At 61.9% G+C, this 20365-nt stretch carries 17 protein-coding genes; all 17 read right to left on the minus strand.

Features of this window, described 5'->3' with window-relative positions:
* Window positions 1–74: 74 nt before the first annotated feature.
* Complete coding sequence (locus HB630_RS20120; RefSeq protein WP_213774037.1) at window positions 75–977, minus strand: efflux RND transporter periplasmic adaptor subunit; 903 nt, start codon at window positions 975–977, stop codon at window positions 75–77.
* A 15-nt stretch (window positions 978–992) separates the two neighbouring features.
* Window positions 993–1190, minus strand: coding sequence for a DUF1656 domain-containing protein (locus HB630_RS20125; RefSeq protein ID WP_213774038.1), 198 nt, complete (start codon window positions 1188–1190; stop codon window positions 993–995).
* Window positions 1187–3271, minus strand: a complete 2085-nt coding sequence (locus tag HB630_RS20130; RefSeq protein WP_213774039.1) for an FUSC family protein — start codon at window positions 3269–3271, stop codon at window positions 1187–1189. Before HB630_RS20130 ends, HB630_RS20125 begins: the two co-directional genes overlap by 4 nt.
* Window positions 3272–3594: 323 nt before the next feature.
* The gene (locus HB630_RS20135; RefSeq protein ID WP_213774040.1) at window positions 3595–3891 is read right to left on the minus strand and encodes a hypothetical protein; all 297 of its coding nucleotides are present in this window, start codon (window positions 3889–3891) and stop codon (window positions 3595–3597) included.
* A gap of 10 nt (window positions 3892–3901) precedes the next feature.
* Window positions 3902–4645, minus strand: coding sequence for a hypothetical protein (locus tag HB630_RS20140; protein WP_213774041.1), 744 nt, complete (start codon window positions 4643–4645; stop codon window positions 3902–3904).
* Between the two features lie 123 nt (window positions 4646–4768).
* Window positions 4769–5875 (minus strand): endo-1,4-beta-xylanase, encoded by a 1107-nt coding sequence (locus tag HB630_RS20145; RefSeq protein WP_249780943.1) that lies wholly within the window; start codon window positions 5873–5875, stop codon window positions 4769–4771.
* A gap of 9 nt (window positions 5876–5884) precedes the next feature.
* Entirely contained in the window at window positions 5885–6292 is a 408-nt protein-coding gene (locus HB630_RS20150; RefSeq protein ID WP_213774043.1) for a hypothetical protein, read from the minus strand.
* An 8-nt stretch (window positions 6293–6300) separates the two neighbouring features.
* A complete protein-coding gene (locus tag HB630_RS20155) occupies window positions 6301–7527 on the minus strand; it encodes a glycosyltransferase (RefSeq protein ID WP_213774044.1) in 1227 nt (408 codons plus the stop codon).
* 9 nt (window positions 7528–7536) lie between these two features.
* Entirely contained in the window at window positions 7537–8817 is a 1281-nt protein-coding gene (locus HB630_RS20160; protein WP_213774045.1) for a glycosyltransferase family 4 protein, read from the minus strand.
* On the minus strand, window positions 8814–9608 hold the full coding sequence (locus tag HB630_RS20165) for a WecB/TagA/CpsF family glycosyltransferase (RefSeq protein WP_213774046.1): 795 nt from the start codon (window positions 9606–9608) through the stop codon (window positions 8814–8816). The genes HB630_RS20160 and HB630_RS20165 overlap by 4 nt, the downstream gene beginning before the upstream one ends.
* Before the next feature lie 251 nt (window positions 9609–9859).
* Window positions 9860–11299 carry an oligosaccharide flippase family protein gene (locus tag HB630_RS20170; RefSeq protein ID WP_213774047.1) on the minus strand — a complete coding sequence of 480 codons (1440 nt, stop codon included), beginning with the start codon at window positions 11297–11299 and terminating at the stop codon, window positions 9860–9862.
* 3 nt (window positions 11300–11302) lie between these two features.
* The gene (locus HB630_RS20175) at window positions 11303–12376 is read right to left on the minus strand and encodes an acyltransferase (protein ID WP_249780944.1); all 1074 of its coding nucleotides are present in this window, start codon (window positions 12374–12376) and stop codon (window positions 11303–11305) included.
* Window positions 12377–12401: 25 nt separating this feature from the next.
* Complete coding sequence (locus HB630_RS20180) at window positions 12402–13481, minus strand: glycosyltransferase (protein ID WP_213774048.1); 1080 nt, start codon at window positions 13479–13481, stop codon at window positions 12402–12404.
* 14 nt (window positions 13482–13495) lie between these two features.
* On the minus strand, window positions 13496–14884 hold the full coding sequence (locus tag HB630_RS20185; protein WP_249780945.1) for a VpsF family polysaccharide biosynthesis protein: 1389 nt from the start codon (window positions 14882–14884) through the stop codon (window positions 13496–13498).
* Window positions 14881–17196 carry a polysaccharide biosynthesis tyrosine autokinase gene (locus HB630_RS20190; RefSeq protein WP_213774049.1) on the minus strand — a complete coding sequence of 772 codons (2316 nt, stop codon included), beginning with the start codon at window positions 17194–17196 and terminating at the stop codon, window positions 14881–14883. Before HB630_RS20190 ends, HB630_RS20185 begins: the two co-directional genes overlap by 4 nt.
* Complete coding sequence (locus HB630_RS20195; protein ID WP_213774050.1) at window positions 17177–18595, minus strand: outer membrane beta-barrel protein; 1419 nt, start codon at window positions 18593–18595, stop codon at window positions 17177–17179. Before HB630_RS20195 ends, HB630_RS20190 begins: the two co-directional genes overlap by 20 nt.
* A 518-nt stretch (window positions 18596–19113) precedes the next feature.
* Window positions 19114–20334, minus strand: coding sequence for an acyltransferase (locus HB630_RS20200; RefSeq protein ID WP_213774051.1), 1221 nt, complete (start codon window positions 20332–20334; stop codon window positions 19114–19116).
* Between the last annotated feature and the right edge of the window lie 31 nt (window positions 20335–20365).

Here is a 20365-nt window from a genome sequence, read left to right on the forward strand (position 1 = left end):
GTGCTCGAGCGAAGTGGATTCCGGTTCGCGTTCGATGAAGCGCCAGAGATGGTCCGGACAGAGCCGAACCGGTTTTAAGGCTGTGACCGCGGCTTGCCCTGCGCCGTGTCGTCCGGTCCCGTCACGATCACGGTGGCGGTCATGCCGGCGCTCAAGGTGATGCCATCCGGCACGCGATCGATGGCGATGCGTACCGGGACGCGCTGCGCCAGCCGGACCCAGTTGAAGGTCGGGTTGACGTTGGCGATCAAGTCGCTTCCGAGCACGTTGTCGCGGTCGGTGATCGCTCGCGCGATACTCTGAACGTGCCCCTGCAACTCCGAACTGGACCCGAGCAGGCGGATGGAGACGCGATCGCCGATCCGGATCCCGTGCAGCTTGGTCTCCTCGAAATAGCCGGCGACGTAATAGGAATCGCTGTCCACCACGGCCAGGATCGCGTGCCCGGCGGTGGCGTAGTCGCCGCGGTCGAGCAGGAGGTTGGTGATGTGGCCGTTGACCGGAGACCGCACCTGGGTGCGCGCGAGATTGAGCTTGGCCACGTTGACCGCGACCTGCGCCTGATCGTAGGTCGCCTGCGCCGCGAGCGCCGCCGTGTGAGCCTGGGTGAGCGCTTCGTCCGAAATCGCGACGGCGGTGAGTTTTTTGCGCCGCTCATATTCATCCTGCCGCTGGTCGCGCAGGCTCTGCGCGCCGGCCAAAGCCGCTTCGGCCTCGGAGAGCGCGAGCTGGAAACGCGCGGGATCGATGACGAACAGGATGTCGCCGACCTGAACCGTTTGATTGTCGACGACACGCAGATCGACCACCGCGCCGGAGACATCCGGCGTCACCATCACGACATTGGCGCGCACGCGCGCGTCGCGGGTCCACGGGCTGTTCTCATAGGTCTGCCAGAGAAACCATCCGGCCACGACCGCGGCAACCAGCGCCGTGAGCGTGACGAGAATGCGGGAGAAGGAGGAACGATCGGGCATCTTGAAAATCCGGGCCTAGAGTGTGGCGACCACGAGGACGCTGAGCAAAATGACGTAGAGAGCGGTGTTGAACAGCGGCGGATGCCAGACGAATCGATAAAGCCTCCAGCGCATCAGCAAATAGCGCAGCGCATACCATATCAGCGCCGCCACCAGGGCGTAGCCCAGCATTGGAGCGAACAGCACGCCGCCGATATTGATTTCCCTGATCACGCGGTCACCGCGGCGATTCCATCGATCGCATCATCGCCCGAGGGTTCTCCGAAAAATTCCGAATGCTGTCGCATGGTCATGGCGACGCTGAACAGTGCTTCGGCCGCGCGCACGGTCAAGGCGCTTTCGTCCAACGCAAAAACCTGCCGGCTCGCCGCTTCCAGAAGTTCAAGCGGCAAGGGCTTGTCGCCGCGGCCCTTCGCGATCTCCATGAAATGCCCTGCCAGCGCTGTCAATGCGTTGCGGACAGGCGCCGCCGCGGCAGCCGGCAATTCGGGCAGCCATGTCCGCAGCGCAAGGACGTTGAGGCCGAGCCGCAGGCCGCCAAGGCTTCCCTGAATGACCGCGCGGTCCTTGGCGATCATCGGATCGAGGCGCGCGAACAGTGCGTTGATGCGGTCGAACATCCGGCTTTCGAACGCCGCGCGGTTGTCGATCCCGGAGGCGAGGCAGGCGGCCGCGAGATCGTGAAACAGGCCGCGCGACAGGCGCTGTACCGCCCAGCCGGCGCCCCGCGGCCGCAACAGGCGGAGCGCGACGACCGCCATGCCGATCCCGACCACATAGCTGACGGCATTGTTCAGGAAGGCTTCGAAGTCATAGACCGTGCTGTTGGTGATCGCCATCAGGCCGCCGCCGGTGAAGATCAGCGGCATCACGATCTGAACCGTGGAAGGCGTGGCAAGCAGCAGGCCGCAGACCAGATAGAACGGGGCGAGCGCGGCGACCAGCGAAGCGAATCCCGTCAGCGGCGGAAGAACCACAAACAGGTAGCAAGCCGCGAAAAACGCGCCGACCACGCTCATCCGGAGGAAAGAGACCGAGGCGACGCTGGGATCGTCGCGGCCGCCCATGATCGCGCAGATGATCGCGGTAAACGTCACCGCGGTCGGACCGCCTGGCCAGGCGGACAAAATCCAGAACGCGCTCGCGGCGATCACCGCGATTGCCGTCACCGCGCCATCGATCAGGGCGGCTGGAAGATCACGATAGGGATGAAACGCCGGGCTGGCGGGGCTTCCCTGAAGGCGGGTGCCGCTGGAGACATGGGTCCGCAGCCAGACGGAATCGCGCCAGAGATCGATGACGTCGGTCAGGCGCAACAAAATGCTGCGAACGAGGAATGCATTCGGGTCGCGCCGCAAATCATGCACCGATGGAAGACGCGATGCGATCTCGGCCCGCAGGGCCAATTCGTCGGCGCTTTCGATTTCCGAATCGGCAGGGGTCCTGGCCCCGGCCGATTGCGCCAGGTGCATGGCGGCGCGTTCAAGCAGCGGACGAAGCTCCGACGCCGTCGGGGGACGTTCCCGCGTCAGTACGGCGAAGCGATCATATACCGACATCAGCAGGGCGAGGAGCGAGAGCAGTTTGCCTTCGATCTGCCGGATCGCGGGATCGAAAGCTTTCAGCGGCGGCGTATCGAAGATTGCGAAGATGCGGAGCCGGTCGAGCGAGACGACGGTGGCGAGAATGCGCCGCCGGTCGATCAGGCCCTGGGCTTCGCTCTGCTGTCCGCGCAGGGCATCGCCGGCCCAGCGCGCCATGTCCGGCAGCGCGGCGTTCAGCGCCTTGCGCAGGCTGTCGCCCGCCCGCTGCGGAAAAACCAGATGATGCACCAGCGTTGCGCAGCCGATGCCCAGCGTGATCTCGAGGCAACGCGCGACCGCGATGTCGAACGCCGATTCCGGCGCCAGCGCCGCTGCGAGCCCGATCAGCGCAGCCGAATAGCCGGACAGCATGCCGACATATCCTTGCGGCGCGTCGCGCAGGTAAACCGAGACGGCGGTGCCAAGCCCCATCCACAGCGCAAGCGCCAGGCAGAACAGTTCGGGGCTGTTGGAAAACAGCGCGACGAAAACCAGCGATGCGATGGCGCCGATTACCGTGCCGAGCACGCGATACATCGATTTCGACAACACCATGCCGGCCAGCGGCTGCGATACCACATAGACGGTGGTAACCGCCCACATCGGCTCGGAAAGGTCGAGACGGAACGCGATATAAAGCGCCAACATCGCGGCAAAGAAGCTCTTGAAGGAGAAAACCACCTCTCGCCACGTCGGCTTTTGTAGAATCATCACGGTCCCGGTGCGGGGTATTCGAAAATCGATGGACATCTCTATTAGAGCGGACGCCGCAAGCCAACTTCAACTTGGCGATGGAAGCTAACCGGAATCAGCGTGGCAGCGCCTGCCGCATGGCTGGCGTGCTTTTGCACGGTGGCGGTTGGCACGCCGTTCGGCATCGCGGCGTTCGTACGTCATAGGAATAAATGATATCGCAAGCTTTGGCCGGTGTGGAGGAAAAGCGATTGCGCTCTTGCTGCCGGAATTCTACGATTTTATTCGCATTATCGCGGTTTTGGGTGAAGTGCTGCCCCGCTGGCGCCGCCCGTCACCGCTCAGTCCTTCCAGGGGCTGAAGCTTTTCGTTTCACCGGGATTGAGGCCGCCGAGATGCCGAACGATATCGTCATAGCCGCGGTCGGTCGTCTTGTAAGTGAGGCTGTCGTCGATGTCCTTGCCGTCGCTGGTGAGGCGCAGATGCAGGGTGATGGCGCCATCGTCCTGCATGATGGCGGTGCCGGAAAATGGCATCGACGGCCGCGCCTCCGAAGGCGATGGCTTGACGTCGGCCGCGGGGCAGGCGCTGCTGGCGCCGAGCATCAGGAGGACGAGGAATTCCCTGCGCAGCGTCATCGAGCGTGCGCTACCGGATATCAGACCGGCGCCAGACTCCGATGACGCGCCCGGTCTGCGGATCGTCGTCCTCGCGCAAGATCTCGGATGGCTGCGGAAGGCTGAACGGCGGCGCGCACAGATTGATGTGCCGTACCTGGCCGAACCTGATGTCGGCATTTTGCCGCGCATTGAGGTAGGTGGTCGCCAACAGGTAGCGAATGGTGGATTTCCGGAATTGATCGAGCGCCGCCCGGACGGCCTCGTCCGGGAAATGAATCATGAGATCCCGTGCGAGCCAGCTATCGACCGCGGGAAGCGGATCGCTGAGCACGTTCAGTTCCATGAATTCGGTGCCGGGATATTTGCGGCGGTTTTCGACGATGAGGTCGTGAACGATATCGGCTCCGACATAGCGGAAGCCGGATGGCCAATGGACGTGCCGCATCCAGTGAAAATCGCCGCAGGGCGCGTCCAGCAGCGAGTGAACGGATTGGCGCTGCACGAATTTCTCGAGCTCGGCCCTGATCGACACCGTTCGTTGCAGTTCGGCGCCCCAGCCGCTGCGGCTCTCACCGTTGTTCCACCAGTTTCTCTGGAAAATATTGGTGAAGACCAGCTTCGGATCGTCGGTGCCAAGGCTGTCCACGGTCATGCGCTCGTTGATGATCGAACGCAGCCCGGGCGGAGCGTTGTTGCGGATCGATGCGTAGAAGCGCGGCGTATGGCGCTTCAGCAATAACGCGGTCTCGGTGACTGCCTTTGAAAGCCGCATGTTTTGTTTCCCTCTGGCTCCCTGGAGCAGGATGATTTTTCTTCGAATCGTCATCCCGCTCTATGTTTTTGTTTGACCATGATCTTTTTCGGAAAACCGGTGTCCACTTTTCCGGATCATGGTCTAGCGAGCCTGGCCCTCTGTGGAAGCCTTGGCTCGACGGGCATTCTCGAATGACTGCGCGATCACGTTCCACAATGGTTTGGGTTGTAATTGGTCATCATAAGGCAGCGGCCGGGACAGGCGCGTCTTGTCCTTGGCCATGCCGCGATAGAACGAATATTTGTCGGCCAGTTCCCAGGTGATAAACGCCTTGACGGCCGGATGGCGAAGCGTCGGTTCCAGGAATTGCTGCGCTGTTCTGGCGACCGCCGCGTCGCGGGCCGCGATGTCATCCGGAAAGGTGCCGTCATAGACATCGAATTCGGTGATGTAGATGTCGACGCCGAGATCGGCCAATTGATGAAGGAATTCGTCGAACCGGGCCGGGTCGTGCGGGTATTGCGGCTGCAAGTGACCCTGCAGGCCGACCACGTCGAGCTTGACGCCGGCATGTTTGAGATCGGCGACCAACTTCAATAGCCCGCGACGGACGGCCAGTCCGACCTCGTCGTCGCGCTCGGTCTGCGCCTCGTTCAAGACCAGTTTTGTCTTGGGATCGAGCTGCGCGACCCGCTCAAAGGCGCGCCGGACATAGTCGGTGCCGAAGGCGTCGTACCACGGGCCAAGCCGGAAGCCGCCGGGCGCGCGATGTCCGGGCCAGAACGGCTCGTTGACCACGTCCCATGATTGCAACCGTCCCGCGTAACGCGTGACGAGTTCATCGATGTAGGAATCGAAAAACGCGCGCCGTTCGTCGCCGCTCATGCTCTTGATCCAGACCGGAACCCATTCGTTCCAGATCAGGCAATGCCCGCGCATCGCGATCTTGTGCTGATCGCAGAAAGCCAGCAGCCGGTCCGCATTTTCGAAATGCTTCGGCCCCGGCTGCGGCGCGACCCGCCCCATCTTCAGCGCGATGTCGGTGGTGACGATCCTGGTTTGCGTGACGTAGAGGTCGCGATAGGCCGGGTCCTTGTCCATCACCTCCTCGGCGGCGGCAGCGCCGAACACATATCCGTTCCTGGCGGCGATCGAAGCAAGACTTGCCGTTGGCGCCCCCGCGGACAGTCGCCCGCCGCCAGCGGCGAGGCCGGCGGCGGTCATTTGCAGGAGACGGCGGCGAGACATGGAAATCATTCAGGAGAGGCCCTTGATCTTCTGGCAGGATGTCGACGACGTGGAAGATATCTTGACGATGCCCTCGATCGATTTGACCCGGACGCGTTCCTTCGCCGTGAGGAAGTGCAGGGTGGCGCGCGGATAGGTTTCGCAGAATTGCGACAGTGTTGCGGCCGTTGCCGCCACGCTGTCCTGCTTCGGGACCACGGCGATACCGCCGTCCTTCAGGATGTAGGCGTCCTTGACGTTCGTCATGGCAATGGTCGCAAGGCACTTCTTGAACAGATCGTCATAGGTCGTCGGCGGAACGGTCAGGTCGCCGTCGGGATCGCTGAGCAGATAGTTACGGCTCTTGTCGCAACTGTCGGCCCGCGCGGCATGGACGCCGAGTGTGAGGAGGACGGCAATGAAAGCCAGTTGTTTCATGTCCTCGCTCAAGCCGGATTAATGTGCAGCGCGGGATCGACGGCGGGTCGCTCTATCGCGGACAGCGGAGCCGAGGCGCTGTCGGCGTCGCGCCTTGTCGTCGGCGTCAAGCCGTAGGTTTCGGCGGCGCAGCGTTTCCAGGACAGCCTGCGGGCATGTGCGATGGCGCCGGCCGCGAGCGCGGACCGTGTCTCGCCGTTTTCGGTGAGCCGTGCGATCGCGCGTGCGATGTCCGCGGGGGATGGCGATACGAGAAGCCCGCTGCGGCCGGCAACAACCGCATCGGACACGCCGCCAATGTCAGTCGCCACGCTTGGAAGGCCAGCCGCGCCGGCCTCGAGATAGACCAGGCCGAATCCTTCTACGCGGCCGGAGGATTCGGGAACGCCGGTGAGGCAGAAGAAATCGGCCGCGCCGTAGATGTCGCGGATCTGCTGATCCGGCAGCGGGCCGATAAAGCGAATATCGCAACCGGCGTTCGCGGCGAGGTCTCTCAGTTCCTTTACATAGTCCGCCTCGCCGTCCGGGCCGATCACCAGCCATGTGAGTTGCCCGCGCAATTCCTGCGGAAGCGTGCGCAGCGCCGAGAGCGTCGCCAGATGCCCCTTGCGCCGGGTGATCCGCGCTACCGTGACCATGACGATCCGGTCGGCTCCAATACCATGCGCGGCGCGGGTCACGGCACGTGCTTGTCGCTCGCCAAACCAGAAATCCGAGACGCCCAGCGGAATGGCGTGGATGCGTTGCGTGTCGACGGTAAATCGCCGGCGGAACAGTTCGCTGGTGTACCGGCTGTTGGCAGCTATCGTGGTCCGCGGTCCGAACACGCCGGCGCATCGGATCGCGAGACGCTTGAGGGGTGTCTGGGTCTCGTTGATCTCGGTGCCATGCACGGTCATCATGATCCGCGCCTGCGTCAGGCCACGCGACAGCGCGACCGGAATGAAGAACGGCCAATCGGCGCCATGGACCAGATCGTAGCGTTCCGATCCGACAAGGCGTCGTGCCAGCATGATCTTGGACGGCAGGTCCCGCATCGAATGCAACCCGCCTTGATAACGCCGGACCTCGAACGGCAGGCGGCGGTCTTCCGCCGTGTTGTCCTTTCCATAGCCGGGCGCGGCTACCGTCACGTCGGCGCCGAGCGCGGTCGCGGCGGTGGCGATCTCGCGCGCATAGGTTCCGATCCCGCCGGTTACGGGCGCAAATTCGCTGGTGAGCAGGAGAATGTTCACCGCGATACCTCAATGCGCCGACGAGGCGACCGTCATGCCGCGTGAGTCCTGAATTTCGCGATGATAGCGAAAGACGCGTGCGAGCTGCTTGCCCGGCGTGAAGTCCGAGATGGCGGCGGCAATTCGGACGGGGTCGATCTTGCCGGCGTCGATCGCGTCGCGCAGATCGGAAAATCGCTGTGCCAGCGCTTCCGCCATGTCGTCATTATTCGGGCCGCTTCGCTTGACCAGAAAGCCGCTCTCGCCGTCGCGGATGGCGGATTCGAGCTGCGGCAGATGCACGGCGACGACCGGGCGGCCGACGGCCAGCGTTTCCAAAACGAAACGGGGCATCCCCTCGAATTCGGACGTGAGGATACCGGCATGTGCATTGGAGAGCGTTGCCGCCATTCCCGCCGCATCCTTGAACCCGTGAAGGATGGTGATGTCCTCGATCGCGACGAATTCGGCGAAGCGATGCGGATCGCTGGTGCCGATATAATGGAATTCAACGTTGCCATTCAGCCGAGTCCGCAGGCGATCGATGGTGCGGAACATCAGCGACGGATTCTTGAATTCGTCGAGCCGGCCTGCGAACACGATCCGGAACGGCGCGGTATCGCGGGGCAGCGGCTTTGGCTGGAATATGTCGGTGTTGACCCAGGTCCAGAGCGTGTCGATCTTGTCTCTTCGCCGCGGATAGGTGTTCTGCAACCGCTCCGTGATGAACGGATTGACGCAAAGGAATTTTGCGCTGGTCGCGACGGCAAAGCGCTCGCCCGCATGGTGAACGAACCAGTATTTGCGGAGCAGGGAGTCCATCTGAAGCTTCGGCGCGCCCTCGCCATGCATCATCTGGACGAAAGGTAATCGGAGCACCACAGGCAGCCAGGAGAATTCGACGCGGCGCAGGTCGATTGTGCATTGCCGCGAACGGATCAGTCTGGCGATGGGACCGAAGTAGCGCAGCAGCGCCATGAAGAACTGTCCGGTCAGCGAGGTTCGAATGCTGCGGGCGGCTTCGCGCGCCTGCATGTCCGAGTAGTGCAGGATGGGGAGGAAGTCGAATGTTCGTCCCCGAAAGGTGAGCCGGTGGATCTCGCCGAGCCTGAGCCGGCCGGTGGAGTCGACGCCGATGAAGAGAAGATCCGTATCCGCCGGATGGAACGTGATGAAATCCCGGATGTAGGTCTCGAGGCCGCCGACTTTCTCACCGCGCGGATCGAACGGATGAATCAGGCAAATCTGGTAGCGGGGCCGGGCGTAGTTCGCGTTGCGCGCGCGCAACGACAATGTCAGCGTGGAGGTCATGCCGCCTTCCTCATCCGTGCGTTGACAATCTGGGGGATGGTGCGAACCACCAACCGCGGAACGGCGGCCATGCAACGCGCATAGCGCGGTCCCAGCCGGCGCGGTGCGTGCAGCATCCGCCATGCCCATTCGAGCCCGATCTTTTGCGTGATCGCCGGTGCGCGGGTTTGTGTTCCCGCGATGAAGTCGAGCGCGGCGCCGATGCAGAGCAGTCCGGTTCCATTGAGCTCATCGAGGCAGCGCGCGGCAAACACTTCCTGCTTTGGCGCTCCGAGGGCAATGAAGCAGAGCTTGGCGCCGGAAGCGCGGATCCTGTCGATCGCGAGATTCGCTTCGTTTGAATAAGGGTCGAAATTTGCACCCGGTGCGTAGTAGCCGGCGATCTGAAGCCCTTGAAACCGTTCGGTCAGACGGCTTGCCGTGAGGGAGAGCGTTCGTTCGTTCGAACCCAGCATGAATACCGGAAGGTGCCGTATCCGCGCCTCCTGACAGACAGGCACCACCAGATCGGCACCAGTTGTTCGCTCGATCCGGCTTCCCAGCAGCCGGCCGAGCATCACGATCGGAAAACCGTCGGCGGTCACAAACCGGGCGCGGCGATAGGCGGCGCGAAAGTCCGGCCGCTGTTGCAGTTGTGCGACATGATCGAGATTGAGCGTGCAGACGCTGAAATTATCTCCGCCTTGTGCGGCGGACACGATCGACGAAACCGCTTCCGGGAGGGAAAGGACGTTGATGGCGATTCCATCAACGGTGAGCCTGCGTGGCCGTTGCGCGTGCGTGTCCAGCATGTCGATCTCCCGATGACATTTGTGAGAAGGTACGCATGCAAAAAATTAAAAACGTGGTGTCCGCGGCTGCGCGGTGGGTACCAAATGTCGAAAGGATTCATCCTCAACGAACAGCTTCCATAAAATCCAACTATTGCGACGCAACGATGGCGATGTTGTCACGCGACGTGCTGAAGTTATTAGCAACGCATTCGTCGATTGAAGATTGAGATGTGCCGATCATCAAGCATGCGTTTGGTTCCGTCGTCACATCAGGATTCAGAATGCTGCTGATGTACGCGCCATATCCGGAACAGCGAGGGTGCATAGAACAAAGCAAGCGTTGCGATATACATCGCCGCGCCAGCGGCGATGTGCGCGGCAAGGAACATCAGCGACGGCGCTTCGGGAAGAATATTCAGCAAGGCTGCCATCCCGGAGGTGGCTATCGCAACCGGCGCTAGATGATCGAGCGGCAGTGTCAGGCCGAACTTCGAGAATCCGATGGCAAAGCTGGCGGCCGCGGCGGCGAGGGCCGAGACGACGGTCGCGCCCGCAGCGCCGGTCAGCCCCCAAGTGTGGACGAAGGCGAAGCTGAGCACGACGGTTACGGCAGCATCGATGGTCGCCACTACGGCGAGCAATCCGGTGCGGTTATGCAGGAGAAATGTCTGGTCGACGAAATGGGCGCGCAAGCTCCGGATCGAGCCGGCCAGAACCGAAAGCGGAAGAATCGCCAGCGTCACCTTCTGGAAAGGAACCGCGATCAATAGATGCACGATCTCCGCGCGCAGCATGAAGATACCGGTGATGCTTGGCGCGAGGACCGCGATCAACAGCGCGCTGTTGTCGGCAAGTTGGCGCATGGCGACCTTGCTTCCGTTCAGTTCCATGCTCTTCACGGCGAGCGGAAAGGCGGCGGCCGTTACCAGCATGGCGGCGAAGGTTGCCGCGCGCTGACCGAGGCCGTAGCCAACGGCAAACAGTCCCGCGGCGGCGACTCCCAGCATTTCGTTGACCACGAAGCGCGATGCATTGAGGCCGATCCAGCCGAGCGCGCCTCCGATGATGAGCGGAACGCCGTAACGCAGCGCATGATCGACGATCTCGCGATCGAGCGGCCAGAATCCGCGGCCATAGCCGATCCGGGGCAGGACGATGATCGCGGCGGCAAGCTGGGCGAGGGCGTAGCCCGCCAACGGCCATTCGGCCGACCGCCCGATCAGCTTGATCAGGATCAGCCCGATGACGAATCCGGCTGCCGGGCCCATGACCTGCTGAATGGAGTAGATGCCGATCTGGTGACGAATCCGGGCACGTTCGCCGATATAGAGATTAAGGGTGCGTGTGATCACGTAGCTGATGGTTGCGGCGACGAGTCCGGACGCGGCATCGGGAGCGATCACCAGAAGGAGAATAGCGACGACGGCGATGCTCTGAATGATGACGGACGCGAGCAGGACCGTATTTTCGGTGCGGTAGAAGCGCGCCGCGTCGCCCTGCTCCTGGTAGCGCCCGAAGAAGCGCAATGCGTATTGCGACCACCAGGCGAGAAAGGCGATTTGCAGCAGCTCATGGGTCGCAGTGACCAGCGTGATGACACCCAGCGTCGGTTCGTCGACGACGTGGGTCCAGACGATCATCGCGACCAGCTGAGCCAGCGGTCCGGCGATCTGGGCGGGCAAATAGAGTAGTGTATTCCGCAGCAGCATCGATCACGCCCCCAGCCAGCGGCAGAGGCGGGGCGAAGCGAGTTCCCTGATCGTCACCAAGGCAACGACGCTGCCTGACGCCGCAACGGCATAGGTGATCGCCGAATCGGCCATCGGCCCCAACTGGCGCAACGGCGTGTAGCCGCGCAGGATCATCACGATGAAGATATGCCAGAGATAGATGAAGTAGCTGCCGGAACCGAGCGAAGCGACCAGCGGCGATTCAACCTCGAGGGCCAGCAGAAGGATACAGAGCAGCGCGGCGTAGCCGAAGAACGCGATCGAATCGTAATCGGCGGCATCGCCCAGGCCGAACAGCCGTACGGAGACATATATAATGTAGGCAAGAAAAGTTGCCCCGGCGAGCCACGCACGCATGCCGGGCAGGCCGGGCCGGATGCCGCAGACGCCGGCCAAGGCTCCGAGCGCGGTGAAGGAGAACCAGAACGGAATATCGCGCATCCGGACTTCCTCGACCACGGCGTCGGAAAATCCCAGGCGGTACAGCAGCGGATCGAGATAGCTTCCGGCGATCAGGCCGAACAGGACGGCGAGCAGCAGCAGGGTAGCAAGACCGTGTTCTGTTTTCTTGCCATGTTCCGCTTGCTCCATGCCGGATGAGGCCGCGGAAAAGATCAGCCACAGCGCAATGGTGCAGCCGACATAGACGAAGACATAATAATAGACGAACACATAGGCGAGGACGAACCGGGCCAGCGTCGTCTGGGGACGGTGGTCCATGCCGGGATTGTCCAACGCCATGTAGATGTAGGCTGCCACGAATGCGATCGCGTATGGGATGAGCGTTGCCTTCAGCCGCTTCCAAAGCGGAACCTTGCCGGAGAGTGCCGTGAGATATCCGGAGACGAACAGAAAGACCGGAACGCAGGGCCGCAGGACCGCATCGGCCGCGACCTCCCACGAATCGAGCGGCTGCCGCAGCGAATGAATGCCGATCACCATCAGGATGGCGATGCCGCGCATCGTGTCGATGCCGGGATCGCGGCTCGCTGCTTTTATCCGCGCACACTGATCGGAGGCCGACTGAAGGGAAGCCCGCGCCGCCAAGGAAGTCATCTGGTACCGTCCGGCAGGTAAATGATCAGTGCTCGACAACCCGGCCCCCGCGATGCAGAGAGCGATTTGTCATCTGATCTCCCGCGAGTTCGGCAATCAGACCGATGACGGCATCGTGGTCGGCGCTCGCCAGCGCGTTCCAGCGCCGCAGGTTTTGCACGGACAGGGCGATGTAACGGGATTGCCATTCGGGGTCGGACAGGAAGCCCGCGATTTTTGTCGCTGCGGCCGCCGGATCGGCGGGATCGACAAAGATGCCGGAGGCGTCGAGCACCTCGCGAAAAATAGCGGCATCTGGCGCGACGATCGGAAGGCCGCCATATTGCGCCTCCAGCAGCGGCAGGCCCAACCCCTCCTCGTGCGATGTGCAGATGAAGATGTCCGCGGCCTCGAGCATCTGCCTGACGCATTCGCTTGACTGGTAGCCGTGCAGCGTCACGGCGGGATGTGTTTCGAGCGTTTGCCAATCATCACCCCAGCCTCGTCGCCCGACGATATCCAGCGTCGCACCGGGAAATCCCTTGGCACGCAACGCGCCGACGATCCTTGCCGCCGCCACGAAATTCTTTCGCGGTTCCACCGTGCCGAGGGCGACCAGCCGCAACGGTTGCGCGCGGCGTTCGCAACGATCGGCGGTGTTCAGGTCGAAGACATTGCGAACCGGCGGCCGGTAGAGCGTAATGGCGGCGTCCGGACGGCAATGCGCGGCGAGTTTCTGCCGCGTATCGCGCGAATTGGCGAGAAAGCGGGGATAGGTGTGCAGCGCAAGCCTGAACGGCGCGGCCATATAGAGCCGGGCGCGGTGGTTGAGGTCACCCGGCCGCGACAGCAGAAAAATATCATGGATGTAGGGAAGGACGCGTGATGCAAACGGCCGCAGCAGGGGACTCGGCGGAAAGCCGGGACACAGCAGGACGGAGGAAGATGGCGCTGCGCGCAACGGCAGCCCGAAGGTCTGCTTCAGCACCATTTGCCCCACGCCGTGCGCCGTGACGGGAACGACGTCGAGCGGCGCGAGCGCGCTGCGGGAAAACAGCTCGAGGGTGACGCGCTCCAGACCGGTGAGGTGACGCCCGAGATGGGTATGATCGACATAGATCGGCATGATTTGTCCTGGGGCTAGACTGGAACAGGCCGTGGCTTGACGTGGATACGTGTCGCGGATGTGGGCACACGCTCGCGCGGCAGGAACAGCGTGATCAGAACGATGAACTGGGCGAGCTGGATGTTTTTCGACGAGAAGCTGACTGAACTCGCCGCGATCGTCAGGATCAGCAGCAGGATTGCCCAGGCCGCTCCGCTGGCGCGCCGCAATATCTCGGTGAACAAGGCGGTCAATCCGACCGAGAGCAGGATCGTATGGATGATTCCGAACTGAAGGATGCAGGAGACCCAGAAATCCTCGATGCCGAATTTGAGGCCATAGGTATTCTGAAGCGCGGCCACCCGGACCGGATTGGGGCCGAGAACCAGTTCATTCCAATCGAAATGGGTAAGCAGGTCGAAGGTGGCGAAGCGTGCGAATGTGCTGCCCTTGTCCGAGGAAAATCGCAGCAACATCTTGTCGAAGAATCCGACATCGAGTGCGGCGAAGATCGCTGCCGCTGCAACGAACAGCAGGCAGAGCGCCGCGATCACGCTGGGCAGCGGGACACGGCCGCCCCGCACCACCCGGAAAACGCCGAGCGCGGCGGCGCAACCGATGACGGACAACACGGTGACGAGCGCGGTCCGGCCCCCGAACACCATCAATGAGGCAAGCGAGAATGTGACGAGCGCCAGCCGCAGGACGGCCGGCGGACAAATGGCGGGGCGGAACACCAGCGCCAGAATATAGCCCGCGACGACGCCGGATGCCGTCAGCGGATGGCCGAGCAGGGCCGATGAGCGCCATTCGCCCAGGACGACCACGTCGCCGAGCGTCAGTGGGATCAAGCGGTGGCCGGAGAAATATTCGTAATAGCCAAGGACGATGTTGAGCAGAATGGTGACGTGGAGCGCCCACACCAGCGGCTTTCTTTGCACCGGCGCCAGCCGCCAGATCACCAGGCACAGCACGGGCGGCAGCAGGAAGGTGTCGATGATCACCGTAAACGGCCGCTCGAGCACCAGCATCTCAACCAGCAGACTGAGCCAGCACAGCAAATAGACCAGGACGATCCTCGCGCCGGAAAACATCCGCTCGAGTCCGCCGATCGGATCGCCGTCGCGGATCAGCAGCAGGAAGAACGCCAGAAACGTGAAATACGTCGCCGGATGCAGCTTCTCGTTGAAATTTCCGCCGGCGGTCAGGTAATGGATCTTCCAGTTCGTCAGCATCGCCGAGGAAACCGTAAAGATGCAGGTCACGGCCAGCAGCATCAGTCCGGTGATGACCCGGTCGATCAGCCGCACCATTGCTGTCGGTCTGCTGCCGGCGGTGCCGGGCGGCCGGCGCATGACGGTACCGCGGCGTAAATTCGCCGTCGCAAGTTCAGCCGATCCGGCGGCGGAACCGGCCTGGATCATTGCGCCGCCTCCGCGGTGAGCGCGGAAGTGGCGTAAGGCTTGAGATAGGCCGAGCTGTGATAATAATCGTAGAAGCGCAGCCGGCTGAGGTCGACGCGCGTCAGCACCGTTCCGAGGATCCGGTCATGGACCGGGGCAAGCAGATCGATGGTGTAAGAAAGAACCTCGCTCGGAGTCTGATCCCAGGCCAGCGCCAGGATGATGCGGTCAGCCAGTTCAGCCAGGGCGCGGCCGTCGACCAGCGGCACCAGCGGCGGCGAATCGATGATGATCAGGTCGTAGCGGTGACGGAAGTAATCGATGATATCGACGATCTTTTCGGAGAACATCAGTTCCGTAATGATGTCGGCATGTTTGACGGCGGTCGATGGCAGGATCGAGAGCCCCGTGCTGGGGTCGGTCAGGACGGCCCGTTCCACCGGCGTCCGGCCCATGGCGACTTCCAGCAGTCCGCTCTCGGCGTGCGGACAGAGCGCGCGCGTGGTTTGCGGATTGCGAAGATCGCCATCGATCAGGATGGTCCGTATGCCCAGCAGGGCGAACGACTGGGCGAGATTCGCGGCCAGCGTGGTCTTGCCTTCATTGTCCAACGCGGATGTCACCAGCACCACCTTCACCGGCTGGATTCTCATGGTCCGTTGCAGCGCGAGGCGGATGGCGCGGATCGCTTCCGCAAAGAATGTACCGGGCTCCTCGATGGCGTAGCGCATCAACGGCGGCTGCAATGGCGCCGGCAACAGCGTCGTGGCTTTTGGATCATAGCGGCCGAGCTCGCTCCGCCCGCGCTTCGCCCGGCGGGCGAGTTCGCCGGCGGCGACGAGGGGAACCGCGGCGAGCGCCGGCACGCCGGCGATCTGCTCCGCCTGTTCGAGCGTCTTCACCCGCTGGTCGAGATAGTCGGCGAGAAAGGCGAGAACGCATCCGGCACCGAGGCCGAGCATTCCGGCAACGCCGACGATCAGCAGGGTCTTGGGCCAGGACGGCGCGATCGGGATGCTGGCCTTGGTGACCACATGCGAGTCCGGAAGTTCCAGACTCTGTTGCGCCATGGTTTCCTTGTAGCGGGCCAGATAGGATTCATAGAGTGTGCGGTTGGCCTCGGCCTCGCGCTGCAATTCGCGCAAGCGTACCTGGGCCTGACCCGAGGAGGTCGACACGCCCTGCGACTGGTCGAGGCTCTGTTGCAGGGAATCCTCGCGTGAGCGCGCGACGTCATAATCATGCTGCGTGCTTTCCAGGATCCGATGGATTTCCTCGTTGATCAGGCGCTGGGTGTCGCGCAATTGCGCGCGCACATTGGCGACGGCCGGATGACGCGGGCCGTATCTGCTCGACAGATCCGCTTCGTTCTTGGCGATGTCGGCGTATTGCGTGCGCAGCCTGGCGATCACGTCCGAGGAAATTGCTGCGTTGATTCCGCCTGCGTCGTCTCCGCTCTTCGACAATTGTTTGGCTTGATCGAACTTGGCGCGCGCCTCCGCAGTCTGGACGCGGGCCGCGATCAACTGGTTATTCAGATCCGAGAGCTGCTGGTCGTTGACGGTGACACCCTGCGACATCGTGAGATTATTGGCGGCGCGGTAATCCTCGACCGCCTTTTCCGAGGCGACGACCCGCGATTTCAGCGCGTCGATCTGTCCGTTCAGCCAGTTCGACGCGATTTTGGTCGCGTCGTTCTTGGCGCGCACCTGTTCCTCGAAATAGGCCTCCGCGAGGGCGTTGGCGATCAGCGCGGCCTTTCGCGGCGATTGCGAGCTGATATTGATGTCGACCAGGAACGTGGTTCCCTGGCGTGCCACCTTCAGGCGCCGTTGCAGGATGTCCACCGCCCTGGCTTTGGCAGCATCCTCCGGACTCGCCCCTCCTTCCGAACTCGCGCTCTTGAAAATCCGCTTGATGAAATCGAGCGCGCCGGGCGGCGGTGCGAATTCCGTATCTTCGGTCAGTTTCAGCTTTTCAACGACGCGTTGCAGGATCGCGATCGACTGGATCAATTGCGCTTCGCTGTCGATGGTGGCATCGTCGGTTCCGAAATTCGACGCGGAGATCGACGATTCGTTCATCTCGATGGCGCTGGCGCGCCGCGGGTCGACAAAAACCGTCGAGGTCGCTGTATATAATGTCGTGGCCATCAGGACGTAGATCAGCGCCAGCAAGGTCAGGGCAAGCGCCGGCGTCGCGACCGCCTTCCAGCGCCGGCGCAGAATTCGCGCCATCTCGCGCAGATCAACGGTCGGCTGCGGCCATCTCTCGGCAGCCGGCGCAGCCGGTTCCTCCAGCGCGGCGGGCTGGTCAAAACTGCGCTGTAACATTGATGCCTACCTGCTGTTTGTCGAAGCTGAAGATGGGAATGTCGCTGTTGCGTGACGTGTAGCGGTGATAGACGGAGATCGAGCCGTAGCGATTGAGCATGTATTTGACGCGGGCGTCGGTCGTGATCACATGATCCTTGCGGACGATGCCGAAGAAACGGTCACTCTCGTAACCGCCGGCCACCGACAGGATGACGTTGCGGCGCAGTTCGTAATCCGCCCCCAGTTGCAGGGCATTGGCGAGCACGCCGGTGGAACTGGTCTGGGAAGTTTCTGTGACGAGCTGCTCGGCCTTGAAGTGGACATCGAGCAGGCGCGTCGGGCGCCATGTCAGCATGGCGCGGTAGGAGGGGCCGTCGATGGTTCCGATCGTCCGGTCGACGAATTGCTGCTGCACATAGCCGAAGCCGAATTCGCCGCTGACGAGATTGGTCAATCCGAGCGTCACGCCGGACAGCGCGCGGTATCCTTGTGAGTCCAGCGATTGCGAGGGCGTGCCGCGGATGTTGCGTTCATTGCCTTCCGCGCCGGCGAACCAGCCGAAGGTCTGCGAGATGGCGTAATCGACGCGGCCGTGAACGGAATAGATCTGGCCGTCGAGGCTGTCTTCATTGATGACGGTTCCATCCTGCGCCCGCGTCGATCCGTAATCGTAGGAGTCGGTGCGAATCCCAACCGAGGTCGTCAGGCGGTTGAATTCCTTGCGGATACTGACGTCGCCGGAGAAAAGATTGTAGGGCGTCGGCTGAACCGCGCCGGCCGGCGAATTCAGCGAGCCGACACCGACATTCAGATGAGCAATCTGGAAGTCGGTCAGAACGGCGAGATCGTCGGCGATCTCGTACCAGGCGTTGCCTTTGAGGCTGGCATTGGTCTGGTCGAGCCCGGGATTGGCGTTGTAGACCGTCGATTGCGTATCGAGCGTCAAATCGATGCCATGTCGTTCCCACAGCGTGTGCGCGCGTAGGGAAGGCTCGAACACCGCAGCGATGTCTGAGCGCTTCAGGAAGTTCGAGGAAAAGACGTTATTGTCGTAAAAGGCGCCAGCCTTGAACGACGGATTGAACATCCAGGAGTCGTAGCGAATTCCGACCGGCTCATATCCTGGTTGTTGTCTCGTCGTCACCGGCATGTCCTCGGGGGCTATCGGTTCGCGGTTCTCCGGATCCGTCAGGACCGGCAATGGTGATGGCTCGAATATCCTTTGTGCATTCCAGGGCGGCGTGACTTCCTCGGTCGTGGTCGGAATCACCTGTGCATTCGCCGGCGTAGCGAGGCCAAGCAGGACGGCCGCTGCCGGTACAGGCGCAAGCGTCAAGCCCGGGCGGCGCAGCGACTTTGCCGGACGAGCGATAGTTTTGCCCGCCGTTACGCGCGAGAATACAAACGCACACTTCATCACTTGTCCTTTATGGGAGGCGGCAATCACCACGACTCGACATCGTCGGCTTTCAGCCGCTGCCCAAAAAAACATCGCGAAGCCACTTACGGAGACGCCGGCCGACACAGCTCATCATCACCCCAAAGCGCGTGCGGTCAGATCGGAAGGACTCTTCTCGGTCAACAACGTGAGTGACAGAAAAAAAGTTTCCGCATCGCAAAACAATTTTCATCTTAAAGAGACGACACTATGGCGATCGGTGCCGATCGCGCTCACACAAGCGAGAGCATCGTGTCAGCTAATTAATAAATGTGCGTTCGATCGCCTCAACGAAGTGCAGATGCACAGATCTTCGTCTGCGTGAATGCGTCGATCGTGGTTTGATGAATGTCGATATCAGCGCAGGCGTCGGTTCCCGGTTTGACGAAACGGCAACACCCGCTTCCTGCAAATGCGGACACGATCGCCATCGCGATTTATCGATGGATGTTCGGGAACAATGATTTGGGAAAACACGCCGCAGCAATGCAAGGTGGCTATCGGCTTGTTCCATCCGGTTTCAGCGATGATGATATCGGAAATCGTCCGGACAGGACTCGCTTGAACAGCCGTCGGGGCCGTTCGAACAATGCGCTGAAGCAGAAAGCGATCAGGATACAAACGATGCTGAGGCCGGCGAATTCCAGCAAGAACTCCGGCGTCACCGCCGTGTAACGCGTTCTATGATGGCCAGCGTTCAGGAAGTAAAAGTAAATGTAGAGCCTGATCAGCGGGTAGTGGGTGACATACAGGGAGAAGGAAAGTTCGGCGAACCACCGGCTGGCTCTCGCCATATAGCTTGCGAGCGTGGCGCGAATGCTGGTCCGAGGCATCGGCTGGTTAAAGAATGTCGCCAGCGTGTAGGAGAATGAAGCGGCGAGGAACAGGTCGCGGAACCAGAAATGTTCCTTGCTGAATTCGAGCCGGCCGAACAGCAGCGACGCGGCCATTGCCAGCAGTGCAATCCGGCGCCGTCGCGGGAAGCTGCCCGGCATGAACCAGAGCGCGGCGCCGAAAAGCCAGAACGGAAAGTCGAGAACAATGTTGGTGTCGTCGAGCGGCGCCAGCTTCACAGACAAAACAAAGATCAGCGCCGTGCCCGCAAGTGAAATCGCCAGCCAAATTGTAAACACCCGCGAAAAGGCGGCGATCACAACCGGAAACACGAAGTAGTAGACGATTTCGTTGGAGATGCTCCAAAGCGGCAGGTTGTTGCAGAGCGGTTTGACCAGGAAATTCTGAAACCCGGCCGCATTTCCGAGAATTGTTGTGGATGTGTCGGCGCAGTCGAGCGCCGGCGCCATATATTGAAGGGTGGCCGAAAGGGCGGTCGCGGCAATCAGAACCGGCCCGATCCTGATGCTGCGATCGATCCAGTATTCCCGCAGGTCGTGAGGGGAGCGGATGTCGAGCTTGAGAACGGCGCCGCCTACGAGATAGCCGCTCAGCACGAAGAAAATGATCACGGCGTCGTGCCCGAACGTTGTGATCACAAAAAATGCGCGCGCGGGCCAGTTGTATACACTCAGCAAGTTATAGGGAACGACGAGCGACGATCGAATGTGGAAGAACAGGACGAGCAGGGCGGCGACGGCGCGGGAAAAGTTCAGCACATGGGAAAGCGCCATCCCGGGCGCCAGTGCATCCGTATTGGACTTCGGCACAATGGGCATTCTGCTCACCGCTTCCTTCGAGTGGCCTCGGGAATAGTCGGACATGCCGGCGTCTTCTGGAGCAACGCACGGACGC

Source organism: Bradyrhizobium sp. dw_78, from assembly GCF_018449525.1.
In the GTDB taxonomy this organism is placed as follows: Bacteria; Pseudomonadota; Alphaproteobacteria; order Rhizobiales; family Xanthobacteraceae; genus Bradyrhizobium.